The organism is Agrobacterium sp. SORGH_AS_0745 (assembly GCF_030818995.1).
GTDB classification, from domain to species: domain Bacteria; phylum Pseudomonadota; class Alphaproteobacteria; order Rhizobiales; family Rhizobiaceae; genus Agrobacterium; species Agrobacterium tumefaciens.
Genome location: NZ_JAUTBI010000004.1, coordinates 39,710 through 54,220, shown reverse-complemented (window position 1 = coordinate 54,220; position 14,511 = coordinate 39,710). Strand labels below are relative to the sequence as shown.

Below are 14,511 nucleotides of genomic sequence, written 5' to 3'. Positions count from 1 at the left end.
CAGACATGCCTGAAGTAACGCAGCCGCCGCACAAGGATGGTGACTTCTTTGTCGACTACGAGTCCAAGGTTTTTGAGGACGTAAAAGCCGATCCGGGCGAAAAGGCGCTTGTTACCTTCCACACCGTGGCGTTCGAAGGCTCTATCGGGCTTGTGAACATTCTCAATGCCATCCGCTTGCAGCGGAAAGGCTATGAGACTTCGATCCTTCTTTACGGGCCGGGCGTCACACTGGGGATCCAGCGGGGTTTCCCCAAGCTCGGGGATGAAGCGTTCCCGGGCCATCTGAACTTCAACAAGAACCTTGAGCGCTTCATGAAGGAGGGCGGAAAGGTCTATGCGTGTCGTTTCGCTCTGCAGGCCCTTTATGGGCACGGCGAACCGGCTCTGATCCCCGGCATCATCCCGATCCTGCCTCAGGACGTCCTGGACTGCGTGCTTCTGCACAAAAAGGCCAACGCCCTGATCATCGACACATGGACCGTCTGATTTGACCTCAACACCCCGTTCGGCAGCGAACGGGGTGCGCCGTTCCAGGTTATTCAAAGGAGCCAGTCATGTCCAACACAGTACGTGCCGCAGCAGTCCAGATCGCGCCCGACCTGGCGTCACGCGCCGGCACCGTCGAGCGGGTCCTCAATGCAATCGCCGAAGCTGCTGACAAAGGCGCCGAGCTGATCGTATTTCCCGAGACCTTCGTGCCCTGGTATCCCTATTTCAGCTTCGTTCTGCCACCTGTCCAGCAAGGCCCTGAGCATCTTCGGCTTTATGAGGAAGCAGTCACGGTACCATCAGCAGAAACACGGGCCGTCGCGGACGCCGCGCGCAAACGCAATGCGGTTATCGTCCTTGGCGTCAATGAGCGCGACCACGGCTCGCTCTATAACACTCAGCTAATCTTCGACGCGGATGGCAGCCTGAAACTCAAGCGTCGCAAGATCACGCCGACCTATCACGAACGGATGATCTGGGGCCAAGGCGATGGCGCCGGCCTGAAGGTTGTCGACACTGCCGTTGGTCGCGTGGGTGCCCTTGCATGCTGGGAGCATTACAATCCTCTGGCCCGCTATACTTTGATGGCCCAGCATGAGGAAATTCACGCCTCTCATTTCCCGGGCTCACTGGTCGGCCCGATATTCGGCGAGCAAATCGAAGTCACCATGCGCCACCACGCGTTGGAATCGGGCTGTTTCGTGGTCAATGCCACCGGCTGGCTGAGCGAGGAGCAGATCGCATCTATTCATCCGGACCCCGCCTTGCAAAAGGGGCTGCGCGATGGCTGCATGACCTGCATCATCACGCCGGAAGGACGCCATGTCGTACCGCCGCTGACCTCGGGCGAAGGCATCCTGATCGGCGATCTGGACATGCGGCTCATTACCAAGCGCAAGCGGATGATGGATTCGGTCGGACACTATGCTCGGCCTGAACTGCTGCACCTTGTCCATGACACGACGCCCGCACGCGCACGCGAGCAGGTCGGCCTTTCAGGCGATTTTCCCGATGCGGAGCAAGACAAGCCATTTGAGGAGGTTCAGGATGCGTGAGCTGCCATCGATAGATCCGGAACTCATCAACGACCTCCAGACACGAGGAATGCGTCTCGTCGATCCGCGTGCCGGCCACGAGAGCAGGCGCGGTGGCGCAGGTCCTTCCGACCATAAGGCGGTCAATTTCGGAGACACAACCGTGATGGTGCCGGTACATACCGCACCCGCATTCGACAGTCCCTATCTCGTGGAAGCGCCCGATGCCGAGGGCCGCGCGCGCATCACCAGGGAAGGATCAGAAGTCGCCCGAATTCGATTTCCCAATCGGCCGCGTTTTTACGATCTGATCACGGCAGACGGCATTCCGTACAACAAGATCGCAGTTCTTCATTCGCGCGACGTACTTGCCACGACCATTCTGCAGACCTGCATTCGTTATGAAAGCCGCAAGAAGACCTGTCAGTTCTGTTCGATCGGCCAAAGCCTTGCCGCCGGCCGGACTGTCGCGCACAAAACTCCCGCGCAACTGGCAGAGGTCGCAAAGGCTGCCGTCGAACTCGACGGCGTCAAGCACATGGTGATGACCACTGGCACACCTGCGGGCAAGGACCGCGGTGCTGCCGTTTTGGCAGAGAGTGCGCGCGCGGTTAAGGCCGTCGTCGACCTGCCGATTCAGGTGCAATGCGAGCCTCCGGAAGACGATGTCTGGCATGAGCGAATGAAGAACGCGGGTGCAGACGCATTGGGGATGCACCTTGAAGCGGTGACACCTGAAGTCCGCGATCGGATCATGCCGGGCAAGGCAAGCGTTCCGCTTGAAAAATACTTTTCCAGCTTTGAGGCCGCAGTCAGAGTGTTTGGGCGGGGTCAGGTCTCGACCTACATCCTGGCGGGTCTTGGCGATACGCGTGAAGCCATCCTGGATATGTCCACGCGATTGGTCGCAATGGGCGTCTACCCATTTGTCGTCCCGTTCGTGCCTATCTCAGGCACACCGCTAGAAAGTCACCCCGCACCGAAATCCGATTTCATGGCCTCCATCCTGGCTCCCCTGTCGCAGATCATCATCGACGGCGGACTTAAGGCCTCGGATATCAAGGCCGGTTGCGGAAAATGCGGCGCCTGCTCGGCGCTCTCAACTTACGAGAAACTGAGGATCCCGGCATGAGCCTCATGGATCACTCCACCTTCATCTGCCCTGAATTCATCATCCGGGCAGCGTCGGAAACCTGGGAACTTCAAGGGGTATCTCGTCTTCGACACCAGGTGTTTGTAGAGGAACAGCGCATCTTCGTCGGCAGTGACCACGACGAAATCGACGCTCGTGCCATCCCCCTTGCGGCAATCGCCACGTTGGCGGCCGAGCCTGCGGACGTCGTGGGCACTGTCAGGATCCATGAGCCCGAACCCGGCATCTGGTGGGGATCGCGGCTCGCGGTCGCCCCTGCATACCGTAGAGTTGGTCGGCTGGGTGCGGAGCTGATCAGGCTTGCGGTAAGCACCGCCAACGGCATCGGATGCCTAGAATTTCACGCCCATGTCCAGCTTCAGAACGTACCTCTTTTTCGCCGGCTGCATTGGGAGCCGCAAGGAGAGATCGACCTGCATGGCGTGCGGCACATGCACATGCTGGCTTCACTCGAGCACTATCCCCCCATATGCGACCCGGCCATCGGCTGGTCGGCAAGAGCACGGAGGTCGTGATGGATGTCCATGCATTGGCGGCAGCACTCGCAGCTCACCCGTCTATTCGCAGCAAACTTGACATAGCAGGCACGACGCGGGCGCTCTCATTGTCTGCTGGAGCACCAGGAATGCCCGGCGACGATGCCGCAGCAATCCGAGCCATGGACGGCACCTGGGATCTGCTGGCGGGCGAAGGTTTTATGCCGCAATTCGTGCAGGACGATCCGTGGTTTGCCGGCTGGTGCGGTGTAATGGTGAACCTTTCGGACATCGCAGCGATGGGAGGACGCCCGACCGCACTGCTCGACACCGTGTGGGCTCCGGATACAGCATCCGCCGAGCCCCTGCTTGCCGGCCTTCGCGACGCAGCGATTGCCTACGGCGTACCGATCGTCGGTGGGCATACCAACCTCCGCAGCAAAGATCTCAATCTTGCCGTATCCGTGACGGGACGCGCGAAGAGGCTGATTTCCAGCTTTGCAGCCGCCCCTGGAGATGTGCTCGTCGCCGCAATCGATCACCGTGGGCATTATCGGCCAAGCTTCGACAACTGGTGCGCAGCCCTTGACGCGCCTCACGAGCGGCTGCGCGGCGACTACGAGATATTGCCGGAGCTTGCCGAGGCTGGTCTGGTGGATGCAGGAAAGGATATCAGCCAGGGCGGGATTGTCGGCACCGCGCTTATGTTGGCCGAATCATCTCGCTGCGGGTTCGACATCGAGCTTGCTGATATCCCGCTTCCGGCAGGTGTTGCAGTCGACCGCTGGCTGCGCACATTTCCGAGTTTTGGCTTCCTCCTTTCAGTTCGGCGGAAACGTGCAAACGAGGTCTGCTCAGTATTTGGTGCTCGGGACATCAGCGCAGCTGCCATCGGTCACGCAACGGACAGCTCCCGGATCGATCTGACGAGCGGTGGCGCCAGGGCAACGTTCTGGGACTACGCGGCAGCCCCCTATATCGCGCTTGCAAAGGAGATAGCCCATGCCTGAAGTACGCTTTACAATCCGATGGCCTGATGGGACGGAGGAGAGCTGCTACTCGCCCTCGACCGCCATAACGCACCATCTCGAAGCCGGATGCACCTATCCGCTGACTGAATTTGTCGAACGTGCCCGCACCGGGCTGAACGAGGCATCAGACCGCGTCGCGGCGAAATTCGGCTTCGCCTGCTCATCCGCACTCGACCAACTGGCAAAGATCGAAACGACAGCTGCCGCTCAGCCGGCTGACGCCAAGGTCACCTGCCTCTCGATGTCATGAAAGGGTTTGTTATGATCGTCGATACTGTACCGCACGTTCCAGTTCTCATCATCGGAGGCGGCCAGGCTGGTCTTTCTGTCAGTTGGTATCTGATGCAGGAAGGGATCGAGCATATCGTTCTCGAGCGCCACCGAAAGTTCGAAAGCTGGCGCAACAATCGCTGGGACAGTTTCTGTCTGGTCACACCAAACTGGCAGTGCCGGCTGCCCGGCTGGCACTATAAGGAAGCGGATCCGAATGGCTTCATGCTCAGGCAAGAAATCGTAGACTATCTGGATGGCTTTGCAGAAAGCTTCAGCCCACCGATCCGCGAAGGGGTGGACGTCACGCATGTCTCGCCTCGCGACAGTGGTGGATACTGGATCGAGACTAGCTCTGGCAACTTGACTGCGGACCAGGTTGTGGTTGCGACAGGTGGGTACGACAATCCAATCGTGCCGTCCTACGCAGCAGATCTGGACGCCACTATCCTACAGATGCACTCGCGCGATTACCGGCGTCCGTCGCAACTACCAGATGGCGGGACCTTGATTGTCGGCACAGGGCAATCTGGCGTGCAGATCATGGACGACTTTCATCTGGAAGGTCGTCCAGTGCACCTGGCGGTAGGACCCGCTCCGCGCAGCCCGCGCAAATACCGCGGGCGCGACGCAACCGACTGGCTTTACGATGCCGGCACATACGCCGTCACGATCGATACCCATCCCGATCCTGTAAAAGCGCTCACCCAGACGAACCATTACATGTCTGGCCGAGACGGCGGCAAGGAGATCGATCTGCGCAAATATGCACTGGAGGGGGTGCGGCTGTACGGATCTGTCGCGGGTGCCTCGGGCACGATGATGGCATTCCTGCCCGACCTCGAGAAGAACCTTGATGATGCTGACCGGAGCTACCTGGGTATACGCAAGCAGATCGATGCCTGGATCGCCACGCACGCAATTAATGCTCCAGAGGAGCCCCCATTTGAAAAGGTCTGGCGTCCCGCTCAAGAAATCACCGAAGTTGATCTGGCGGAGGCAGGCATAACGTCGATCATTTGGGCGATCGGTTTCCGCCCGGATTATTCGTGGCTGAAGGTCGACTGTCTGGATCAGCGAGGCAAGCCGGTGTCCCGTCGCGGTGTAACCGATGCACCTGGTCTGTATTTTATTGGTCTTGGCTGGCTGAACACATGGGGCTCCGGCCGATTTCTTGGCATCGACGAGGACAGCCGGTATCTCGCCGAACAAATACTAGCACTCCAAAAGAACAGGCTGGCTGCATGAGGACTGTTCAGCTCGCCAGGCACGAGGGGTCGGAGCTAATCGAACGCCACGTGCTAGGAATGGCGGAAATGGGCTACAGCGGCATTTCGGAGCAATGGCTCAAGCGACGCGCCGGTGATTTGCACTGGCGGCTCATCGCGCGCGCCATGGGACAGCGGGATGCTGTTTTCACTTGCTCAGAGGGCGCACCACTTTATGCGGCTTTTTGTGCGACCAGCTTGCAGCTCGTAAGACCTCATCTTCCCCATCTGGGCGGGGAGATGACACTGGCTGCGGATCTCTACCGCGTCGGCCACGGGCGTCTGGCGTCACTTATCCGCGTCACCGCTGGCGGCGATACTGTAGGCCGCATGATTTTGGTCTCGACCTTTGTGGGACGTTCCGAACCGGGGATCAACCGATCTGTCGTCCGGCGGAGCCCGCGAGCGCTAGCGATGCCGCCCGAGGCGCCCCTCGCGGTTCGTCGCGTTGCCGAGATGGCCTCGGCCGCCACGCGAGACATTCGCAACAACCATTTTAAACTCTCCGGGATGTCACAGACACAGATGGTCCTGCCTTGCCCGGCGACAGACTTCAATGCCGCCAGACTTCTTTATTTCCCGAGCTACAGCGCTTTAGCTGACCGGGGATTGTTCCAAGCAGGAGAGACGCATACCGGGATGATCGCCTCACGGAATGTAGTTTATCTGGGTAATGTAGAGCCCGGAGAATGGATGGAGATCAACTTCAAGAAGCTGCCTTCAGGGTATGAAGTCTTCCTGAACGGCCAAGACTGTCGACCTTTGGCGTTGATGCGCGTACGTTTCGACCGTGGGAACGACAGCTCTATAACCGCTTAACAACGCGACGCGGTCGAAAAGAAATGTCGGCTTCAAATGCTGCTACGGCAACTCATGCGATAACGTCTTGCTTAGTCTAGCTCTTGATGAGATTCGCACTTACGACCAATATGTTATAAATTCGGCGAAGTGGTTGGTTAGAAAGAATCTCCCGCCCAATCTTCATGGCCGTGACGTATGCGGATGACGAATACGCTCCCGTCTTCAATGACGCGGTACACGACAAGGTGAGCCTTGAAAGGATGGATCCTGACAGGAGGAGAAATCTCATGGCGTTCGCGTGCCATTCTTGGGTTGGTGGCGATGAATTCGAGCAAGGCAAAAAGCTCATCGTGATATTGTCTGGCGACTAGTGCTCCGAAGATGCGGATGCCTTCTTCTGCAATGGAAATAATATCCTCTTCCGCTTGGACAGATAGGCTAAATGGCATTAAGCGCGTCCGCGGCTGATGTCAGCTCGAGAAGTGGCTAAAGCAAACAACTCTTCCGTTGAACGGCTCCCAACTCCGCTTCTGATCCCGTCGTCGACAAATCGCTGCATCTCGGCAATCTTGTCCGTACGCGCTTGGTCTCTGCGGATCAGGTCCCGGACATAATCGCTCGCATTCGAGTATCGACCAGTCTTGGCCTGTGCTTCAACCCAATCTTTCATGGGGTCTGGCAGGGATACATTCATCGTCGCCATTCGAGTCTCCTTAATGCCTCAACATACTGGCTGATGGCAAAGTTTGTCAAACTAACGATGAGGTCGCAATTACAGCTCTTGATGGGAACCGAACGCTGCACCCTTAATTCGGTTAAGCTGCTATTTGGCGTATCATTAATCCTCCTCTGGACGCTTCTCAGGCAGCGGTGAGTGGTCCGCCAGTACACGAAATAGTCACACGTCCTCGGGATAGAGACGAGGGAAAAGGGTATCGAGCGCTTGGACTGGAAAGCGCAGCGACACAGGCCCCTTTTCGGTAACTGACGCAAGCAGGCCCTCATCCGTCAGCGCCTTTAGAACGCGCCGCGCCGATCGATCTGGCAGGCCAGTGATACGCGAAGCCTCTCCCCGCTCAAATTCTCCGCGCACAAGGGCTTCCTGAAGTAAGGGCGCGCACTCGTCAGGCAAAGTTTCCTGACGATGGACATAACGCTTGAGGCGTCCCCCTAGTGTTTTGAGGTCAAACAGGCTGTCCATGTATTCGAGCTGATCGAGACACACGCGCAGAAACCAACTGGTGAACAGTTCCAGTCCCTTGAGCGACAGGTTGCCCCGTTCATCGCGGTCGCCCTGACGTGGCTCGTCTGCCCAAGCCATATGCTGCTTATATTCGGCGCGTCCTTCAGGCCCCCCCGCCAAGCCTCGAGCCAAGCCGCGGGAAACTGACCAGAGACCATGAGCTCCCACTCCGGCCGCTTGTGCCATCGCATGACTCATCAAACGGCTAACTCGGCCGTTGCCGTCTGGAAACGGATGGATGTAGTTGAAACGGTGATGCGAGGTCGCCATCGCAAAAAGGCGGGCGCTACGGCTGCTCCCCACTGCCCTCATCGCTTCTCCTGGAGCCGGCTGGAAGGCGAACCGCTGATGGAAGTAGGCCATGAAATCGGGCACGCGATCGCTCGCGGGAGGCAAATGTCTGCCGACCTCGACGTCCTGCTCCTCCCCTCGCCGCCATTCGCCGGGCGTCATAACAAAGCTGTGGTGGTTACCGACAATCGTCAGCATCTTTACTGTTGCGCCATCATAAAAGGCGCGGTGAAGATAGCGGATGAATTCTATCGATGCAGGATCAGGCAACATCCCTGCCGCCTCTCGCTCGTCGATCTCCTGCTGAACACGATAGTGGGCGACGGCTTCGATCTTGAGGTCGCGCCGATCGTCCTCGGGCTTAATTCCCTGCAGGGCCTGCTCGATCTCACGTGGCCGGGTGTTGTGGCCTTCGATCAGATTACTATAGTAGGTGTTCATGATCCTGACGGTGCGGGCCAGTTGGGCTGCGGTTTCAGGATGGAGGGCCCGGCCAAGTCGTTCGGCCCTGGCGACAATCTCAAGCGAAAGGTCCAGCAGTTCGCCGCTGGGATGCTCGATACGCGCCGGTTCGATGCGGGTAGATGCTTCTTAGACAGTCATTTTGGCCGATATCCAGTTTCCTTATATCATTTATATATATGGGATTTTTGTCGATTTACCATCACATTTGGCCGATCTTTTGGCCGATGTTGTCGTGAGTACTATAGCCCCGTCATCAAGACATGACCCACCCAATCACCAAAAAGAACTCGGGCAATGACACTCGGTTCCTGGCAAATCTTTGCGAACTTCTGGCCTTTCCACTGCGATGTTCATATTAGTTTACCCGCCTTGATGGGAGCCGAACTGACGACCATGAGATATCAGATAAGAAAAACAAAGCGAATCAGCCTGCATTGATCACTTAGTGTCGGAAACGCATGATTGACCCGGCACTTTCATGCAGGGTCAATCATGATAGGCGGTCAGGGTCAATTTTTATGGGGACAACTCCTCCAGAACCCTACCCTTGGTTTCCACTGCGAACACGGCCGTTACCAGAGCTCCAACGACTAATATGACTGCGAATGCGCCGAAAACATACTGAATACCCATCGATGACATCACCCAGCCAACCGCAATCGGCCCCGCTGACGACCCAAGGCGTAGCCAAGCGCTGCCTGTCCCGGTGCCAATGGCACGCAGACGGGTCGGGTAAATTTCTGCCGAATAGAGGTAGAGCGAAAACGTCACCGTCTGTAGGATGGCATAGGCCAGTCCGGCAAGGATAAGAACCTGCGTTGCCGATGTGGCCCCCAACCAGGCGAGAACGACGAGCGGAATGGGTGCGAGCAGCAGCGCTCCCACATACCAACGCTTGCGTCCAACCTTATCGATGAGCAGTGCGCAGATAATCGCTGCGATCACACCGCCGACTGACGTCATGAAGCCGTAAAATATACTGGTTTCGAGCGGCAGGTTAAAGGTTTGCCGATACAGGGTCGGGAGCCATGTGATCGTGCCATTGGCGACCATATAGGCACAGAACCACATAGCCCAGATAGACAGCGTGCGCTTGAGATAGATGCCCTGGAACAGTTCACGCCAGTCGGATTTGCGGTGCAAGGGAGCCGCTACGATCTTTGGTTCAGGCAACTCGTGACCAGACGAGCGTGCGCTGTTTTCAAATTTGGTCACGATTCTGTCGGCTTCCTCATAGCGCCCGTTGGCAACCAGCCAGCGGGGGGATTCGTGCAGGAACCAACGCAGCGGGATCATCAGGAGCGCAGGAACAAGGCCGACCACAAACATGGCTTTCCAGCCATAAACTGGCACCATAAAGTATCCGATCAATCCCGCACCAACGAGGCCGAGTAAAAACATCACTTCGTACAGAAGAAAGAAACGACCGCGCCCTTTGGAGCCAATCAGTTCATTGATGTAGGCGCTGGCCACAGGAACTTCACCACCCGTTCCAATTCCCTGAACAAATCGAAAAGCCATCATCATTCCAGCGCCGGCTGCGAAGAGGCAAGCGATGTCCATGCTGACGAAAAGCAGGATCGTAAACAGCAGGACCTTGAGACGTCCAATCTTTTCCGCCAACCAGCCGAAGCACACCGCTCCGATGAGTTGTCCCAGATAACCCATAGACAGGATCATGCCGGTCTGGCCGGGCGTGAGATTCCATTCACGGACCAGAACCGGCATGGCATAGGCGATTGCGATGACCGTATAACCATCGAAAAATGTTGCAGCACCAACGATGTTACGAGCCCAGAAAACTTCGCGGGTTACCGGAAGTCGTTCAAGGCGTGCACTGATTTCAGCTTGCGGATCGACGAGCGGCGTAGACGCCGTCAACCTTTGTTCCATGTTCATGATTTCCTCCCTTTGCCTAGCCCACTCCCGGCCTGGCGTCGAACCTGACGGATTGATCGTCTCAGCTTCCGGAATCGTCCGCGGCGATAGTCGGAAGGCATCGCTCATATCGGTGAGGCATGCACGTCGTTACGAACCTGCGATTGCGGCACGTCACCCCCGATGTGCAGCAATATCCCCTCCCCTTGTTTCAACAGCCCCCGCCTTTCAGGCAGGGGCTGTTGTTATTATTCTGCCGCCATCAGTTGGTCGACACGGCCGATACCAGCAGCGTCGAAGGCGGCGAAGATTTCAGCTTCAGCCTTTTCGCCAAGATTCTTGAGCGGCTCGCGGATGGTTGCATGGTCCAGCACGCCACGGTGAACGAGACCAAGTTTCAGTGCAACGGTACCCTCCATGTGAGAGCCTCTGTGATACACGGCGCGCGTGACGGGAAGCAAACGTTCGAATATCTTTCGGGCTTCTGGGTAGTTCTGTGCCTTACCAGCATTGATCAGGTCGATCAGCAGTTCCGGTGCGATATTGCCGTAGCCGACGAGCAAACCATCGACATCGAACATGGTCGGCAACAACCACTCGTCATGGCAACTCAAGACCTGAAGTTTCGGATTGGCCTTTTTCAGTTCCGGGATTTCAACGTACCAGCGCTTCATATTGCGCACGCCGTTCTTGGTTGCGACGACCCCTTCCTGGGTCGCGATCGCAAGCTGGGTATCAAGATCATAGGAGGCTTTGGTCACATCAGGATATTGGAACAGAATGCATTGCAGACCGGATTCCTCCCAGATCGCCTTGTAACGATCTTGCGGTGCGCCTTTTTGAAAACCAAAGCGAAGCCAGCCATGGTTTGGATAGACGAGCGCGCCTGTCGCGCCGGCAGCCTTGCACTTCTTTGCCTCTTGTGCGGCAACCCTCGTTCCTTCACCGGTGATGCCGGCAATGATCGGGATGCGACCATCGACAGCGTCGACATATGTGTGGATGAGCTTGAGACGCTCTTCTTCCGTTAGGAATGTGCCTTCACCGGCGTGGCCGAGAATAACCAGGCTCTTCACGCCATCCATTCCGGCAAGCCATTTGGCAATGCGGGCATTAGCGGCGTAATCGACCTCGCCGTCACGAGTAAATGCAGTGACCGGCGCCGGGCTCAGGCCTCTCATGTCCATTGCTTGCATGGGATATCTCCTCCTCAGATAGCCACTGTCCGCCTCGCGACCAGTGGTGGGATCGTTAATGGGAACGTTCCCACTATCGAGCTGGATTTTACTGGAGTCAATAGTTTTTTTGATGCATGTTCACCCTTAGCGAATGTGAGGGTACCGTGGCGCGGAAAACAGAAATGAAATCAGAGGTCAAAGAGACGGGTCGCCAAACGCGCATAACTATCCACGATGTTGCGTCTGCTGCGGGCGTGTCAAAGTCGACGGTGTCGCGCATTTTAGATGAACGTTTGCCTCAGTCCGACAACGCCACATCGCGGCGAGTGCGCAAAGTCGCAGAGGATATGGGCTACATGCGCGACGTCTCGGCAGCGAGCCTCAGGCGCGGCAATACCATGACGGTTGGTGTGATCGTGCCTCGGTTGACGGATACTGTTATGGCGATGCTGTATGAAGCACTGGCCAAGGCGTGCAGCAAAACGGGACGCTTCGCCATTGTCGCTACGACCGACGACAAGCCTAAAGCTGACAGGCTTGCGGCAGAGTCTCTTCTCAAAAGAGGCGTGGACGGATTGATCTTGTCGACAGCCCGCGAGGACGACGATTTCCCAGAGGTACTCACAGCTCGAGGGATACCTTTTGTTTTAGCTCTCCGCAGTGATGGTCGAAGCCTTTCCTCGGTCGGTGACGATCGATTGGGTGGATATCTCGCAACACGACATCTGCTGGATCTGGGGCATCGACGCATCGGTGTAATCGCCGGACCGTCCTATGCTTCCAGCTCACTTGGACGTGTCGAAGGTTATCGCCAGGCTCTTGAAGAGGCAGGGATCGCTGTCCGCCTGGATTACATCATCCCCTCGACGTTCGGTATCGATGCTGGCGCGGATGCAGCACAGCAGCTTATGCGCCTAGATGATCGTCCTACGGCAATCTTCGCCGTGAACGACAACACCGCAATCGGGGCCTTGTCCGGTCTGTCGCGTATGGGGCTGTCTGTGCCTGACGATATTTCCGTTGTCGGATACAACGACATTCCCATCGTCAGCCACCTTCCAACACCACTAACGACGCTGCGTGTGCCTTTTGATCAGATTGCTTCGAATGCTCTGGATCTTCTGGCGAGCGGAACAATTCCAAGCGAAGATCGAATCCGCATCTCCGCTCCAACGCTCATTCCCAGAAAGAGCTCGACCAAACCTTCTTCTTGAACGGATTCGAACCAGCAACCCTATCGATTTTGGTGGGCTATGAAACTGCTAACGAGTTACGCAAAAACACCAATTGCTAATTCGCGCACGTGCCGAGGATCGGCGACATCAGCTTGATGTGGGCATCAATCCGTTCCAATACTCTATCGGGTAGAACAGCTCGTTCAGGCAGAGACCACCAAGACTGGTTGACGCGCTCGACGGTCTCCGTAACAGCCTTCAGCACAGCAGCTTCAGGCAGTCGCGCGCGATGCGCGAAGACTTTCCATCGCTGGGCGTTCATTGCCTTGAACGGCCTTTCACCGGCCAGCGACAGTGCCATGGCGTCCGACGGAATGTAAGGGACTGTCGAGAGCACATCATAGACTGGGGCGAGTGCCGGCTTGTTGCCCTTCCCATAATAAATCAGCGACCAATTCTTGAGGTGCATGTCGCCATTTCCTGTCAGGACTGCCAAAGCCAGTCGTCGGACGAACTCGAGGGCTGCCGCTGAAGAAACGGCGACCCCAATAGCCACAGCGATATCATGATATGAGGCCCCCTCATATTTTCGAGACGGATAGACGCCGAATACCTGTGCGAAATCTTCGATATGGATGCGTTCACCACCGGCAACGCGATCGAAACGTTTGACGAGGAGGACTTTGCCGTCGGACAATGTCTCAAACTCCTCCGGAATACCCTCGAACTGCGATTGTTCCACGAGCTCGCGTTCCGGCACGTCCATACCAATCGCTTCGGCCAATGCGAGATTTGCAAATTCGTTTTCCGAGACACCGGGAAATGATGTCGATGGAAACTTGGCGATATATGAACCCTGCTCGTCGCCTAAGGGGATCGTCAGACCGCCGCCCTTGCCTGTGTTTTTGATGACGGAGAGTTTCATCTGCACGCCGGCGAGCGAAAACCGGGCCTTCGGTCTCGAGGGTGTCAAACCCTCATTACGAACAATGCTGCCTTCGCTCGGCACAATTCGGACAGCTCCCGGCAGATCCGATCCGAGTGCTACAAGCAGGTCGAAATCATTTCCTGCTCGCACGCTGCCTGAATGGTGCCTCTCCATCGCCTCGCGCAGTTTATCCTCTGGAAGAAGGTTCGCAAAGAACGATGGCAAAGCCCTTGCGACAGGCTTCGGGTCCTTCCGCAAACCCCCATGTGCCGCGCGAAATGACAAACTGAGCACTGGGAAACCACCCGTCTGTCGATAGCTCTCCTCAAAGCTGAACGCGTTGAAGTCTCCCGGCGTCCTCACGATCATGCCGACCTTCAGGTCATTCAGCAGCACGTCCAGTGAGGTTATAAATCTTGGATCAAGAGGCGCATCAGACATTGCCATCACCATCAGGACTGGCGAGGAAAGCAGGAAGGTCATCGTCGGCGCCACCTGGCTGCAGCAAAGCTTCAACCGCCGGGACAATGGCCTGCGGGATGAGCATCAGTTCCAGACCAAGCGCACGACCAATGTTGATCAGAGTGGTCGTACGGGCAGCGCTGGCTCCAGCCTCAATCTCGCGGTACCGCGGACGCGATATACCCGCCATATCCGCAACCTGCTCCTGGGTGAGGCCCAAAGTCTTGCGCGACGTCTTGAGCAGCCGCCCTATGTCCTGAAGAGCCTCCGGATCCGATTGCATATGATACATTAACGATTCATCTTTCCCATTATGATATGTTTACGTATCTCACAGCATCTGCTCATGTCAAACTCAATGCCGCCA

Annotated in this window: 16 protein-coding genes; 9 read left to right on the top strand and 7 right to left on the bottom strand. The window is 56.9% G+C overall.

Annotation, left to right across the window (positions count from 1 at the left end; genetic code table 11):
- The first annotated feature begins 5 nt into the window (after positions 1–5).
- From QE432_RS23905 to QE432_RS23870, 8 genes are all read left to right on the top strand, one after another.
- Positions 6–488 carry an MSMEG_0572/Sll0783 family nitrogen starvation response protein gene (locus QE432_RS23905; RefSeq protein WP_013637302.1) on the top strand — a complete coding sequence of 161 codons (483 nt, stop codon included), beginning with the start codon at positions 6–8 and terminating at the stop codon, positions 486–488.
- A gap of 68 nt (positions 489–556) precedes the next feature.
- Positions 557–1,546, top strand: a complete 990-nt coding sequence (locus tag QE432_RS23900; RefSeq protein WP_112154571.1) for a Nit6803 family nitrilase — start codon at positions 557–559, stop codon at positions 1,544–1,546.
- Entirely contained in the window at positions 1,539–2,657 is a 1,119-nt protein-coding gene (locus QE432_RS23895) for an MSMEG_0568 family radical SAM protein (protein WP_080802472.1), read from the top strand. Before QE432_RS23900 ends, QE432_RS23895 begins: the two co-directional genes overlap by 8 nt.
- A complete protein-coding gene (locus QE432_RS23890; RefSeq protein ID WP_111799473.1) occupies positions 2,654–3,193 on the top strand; it encodes an MSMEG_0567/Sll0786 family nitrogen starvation N-acetyltransferase in 540 nt (179 codons plus the stop codon). Before QE432_RS23895 ends, QE432_RS23890 begins: the two co-directional genes overlap by 4 nt.
- A complete protein-coding gene (locus tag QE432_RS23885) occupies positions 3,193–4,164 on the top strand; it encodes a sll0787 family AIR synthase-like protein (protein ID WP_112154570.1) in 972 nt (323 codons plus the stop codon). Before QE432_RS23890 ends, QE432_RS23885 begins: the two co-directional genes overlap by 1 nt.
- Positions 4,157–4,435, top strand: a complete 279-nt coding sequence (locus QE432_RS23880; RefSeq protein WP_013637307.1) for an MSMEG_0570 family nitrogen starvation response protein — start codon at positions 4,157–4,159, stop codon at positions 4,433–4,435. The genes QE432_RS23885 and QE432_RS23880 overlap by 8 nt, the downstream gene beginning before the upstream one ends.
- A gap of 11 nt (positions 4,436–4,446) precedes the next feature.
- Positions 4,447–5,703 carry an MSMEG_0569 family flavin-dependent oxidoreductase gene (locus QE432_RS23875; RefSeq protein WP_112154569.1) on the top strand — a complete coding sequence of 419 codons (1,257 nt, stop codon included), beginning with the start codon at positions 4,447–4,449 and terminating at the stop codon, positions 5,701–5,703.
- Positions 5,610–6,542 carry a Pnap_2097 family protein gene (locus QE432_RS23870; RefSeq protein ID WP_113049419.1) on the top strand — a complete coding sequence of 311 codons (933 nt, stop codon included), beginning with the start codon at positions 5,610–5,612 and terminating at the stop codon, positions 6,540–6,542. Before QE432_RS23875 ends, QE432_RS23870 begins: the two co-directional genes overlap by 94 nt.
- Positions 6,543–6,679: 137 nt before the next feature.
- On the opposite strand, the gene QE432_RS23865 is transcribed toward QE432_RS23870, so the two are convergent.
- From QE432_RS23865 to QE432_RS23845, 5 genes are all read right to left on the bottom strand, one after another.
- Positions 6,680–6,973, bottom strand: coding sequence for a type II toxin-antitoxin system RelE/ParE family toxin (locus QE432_RS23865; protein WP_306627146.1), 294 nt, complete (start codon positions 6,971–6,973; stop codon positions 6,680–6,682).
- A complete protein-coding gene (locus tag QE432_RS23860) occupies positions 6,973–7,227 on the bottom strand; it encodes a type II toxin-antitoxin system ParD family antitoxin (RefSeq protein WP_013637268.1) in 255 nt (84 codons plus the stop codon). Before QE432_RS23860 ends, QE432_RS23865 begins: the two co-directional genes overlap by 1 nt.
- A gap of 195 nt (positions 7,228–7,422) precedes the next feature.
- The gene (locus QE432_RS23855) at positions 7,423–8,499 is read right to left on the bottom strand and encodes a Fic family protein (RefSeq protein WP_306627143.1); all 1,077 of its coding nucleotides are present in this window, start codon (positions 8,497–8,499) and stop codon (positions 7,423–7,425) included.
- A gap of 540 nt (positions 8,500–9,039) precedes the next feature.
- Positions 9,040–10,422: an MFS transporter gene (locus QE432_RS23850; protein ID WP_111799467.1), complete on the bottom strand. Its 1,383-nt coding sequence runs from the start codon at positions 10,420–10,422 to the stop codon at positions 9,040–9,042.
- 227 nt (positions 10,423–10,649) lie between these two features.
- A complete protein-coding gene (locus tag QE432_RS23845; protein ID WP_003519114.1) occupies positions 10,650–11,597 on the bottom strand; it encodes a dihydrodipicolinate synthase family protein in 948 nt (315 codons plus the stop codon).
- Positions 11,598–11,761: 164 nt separating this feature from the next.
- On the opposite strand from QE432_RS23845, the gene QE432_RS23840 reads away from it, so the two are divergent.
- Positions 11,762–12,793 (top strand): LacI family DNA-binding transcriptional regulator, encoded by a 1,032-nt coding sequence (locus QE432_RS23840; RefSeq protein ID WP_112154566.1) that lies wholly within the window; start codon positions 11,762–11,764, stop codon positions 12,791–12,793.
- 76 nt (positions 12,794–12,869) lie between these two features.
- Here QE432_RS23840 and QE432_RS23835 read toward each other — a convergent pair whose 3' ends face one another.
- Together QE432_RS23835 and QE432_RS23830 are read right to left on the bottom strand one after the other, a co-directional pair.
- Positions 12,870–14,123, bottom strand: a complete 1,254-nt coding sequence (locus tag QE432_RS23835) for a type II toxin-antitoxin system HipA family toxin (protein ID WP_112154593.1) — start codon at positions 14,121–14,123, stop codon at positions 12,870–12,872.
- Positions 14,116–14,427 carry a helix-turn-helix domain-containing protein gene (locus QE432_RS23830; RefSeq protein ID WP_112154594.1) on the bottom strand — a complete coding sequence of 104 codons (312 nt, stop codon included), beginning with the start codon at positions 14,425–14,427 and terminating at the stop codon, positions 14,116–14,118. Before QE432_RS23830 ends, QE432_RS23835 begins: the two co-directional genes overlap by 8 nt.
- Positions 14,428–14,511: the final 84 nt, after the last annotated feature.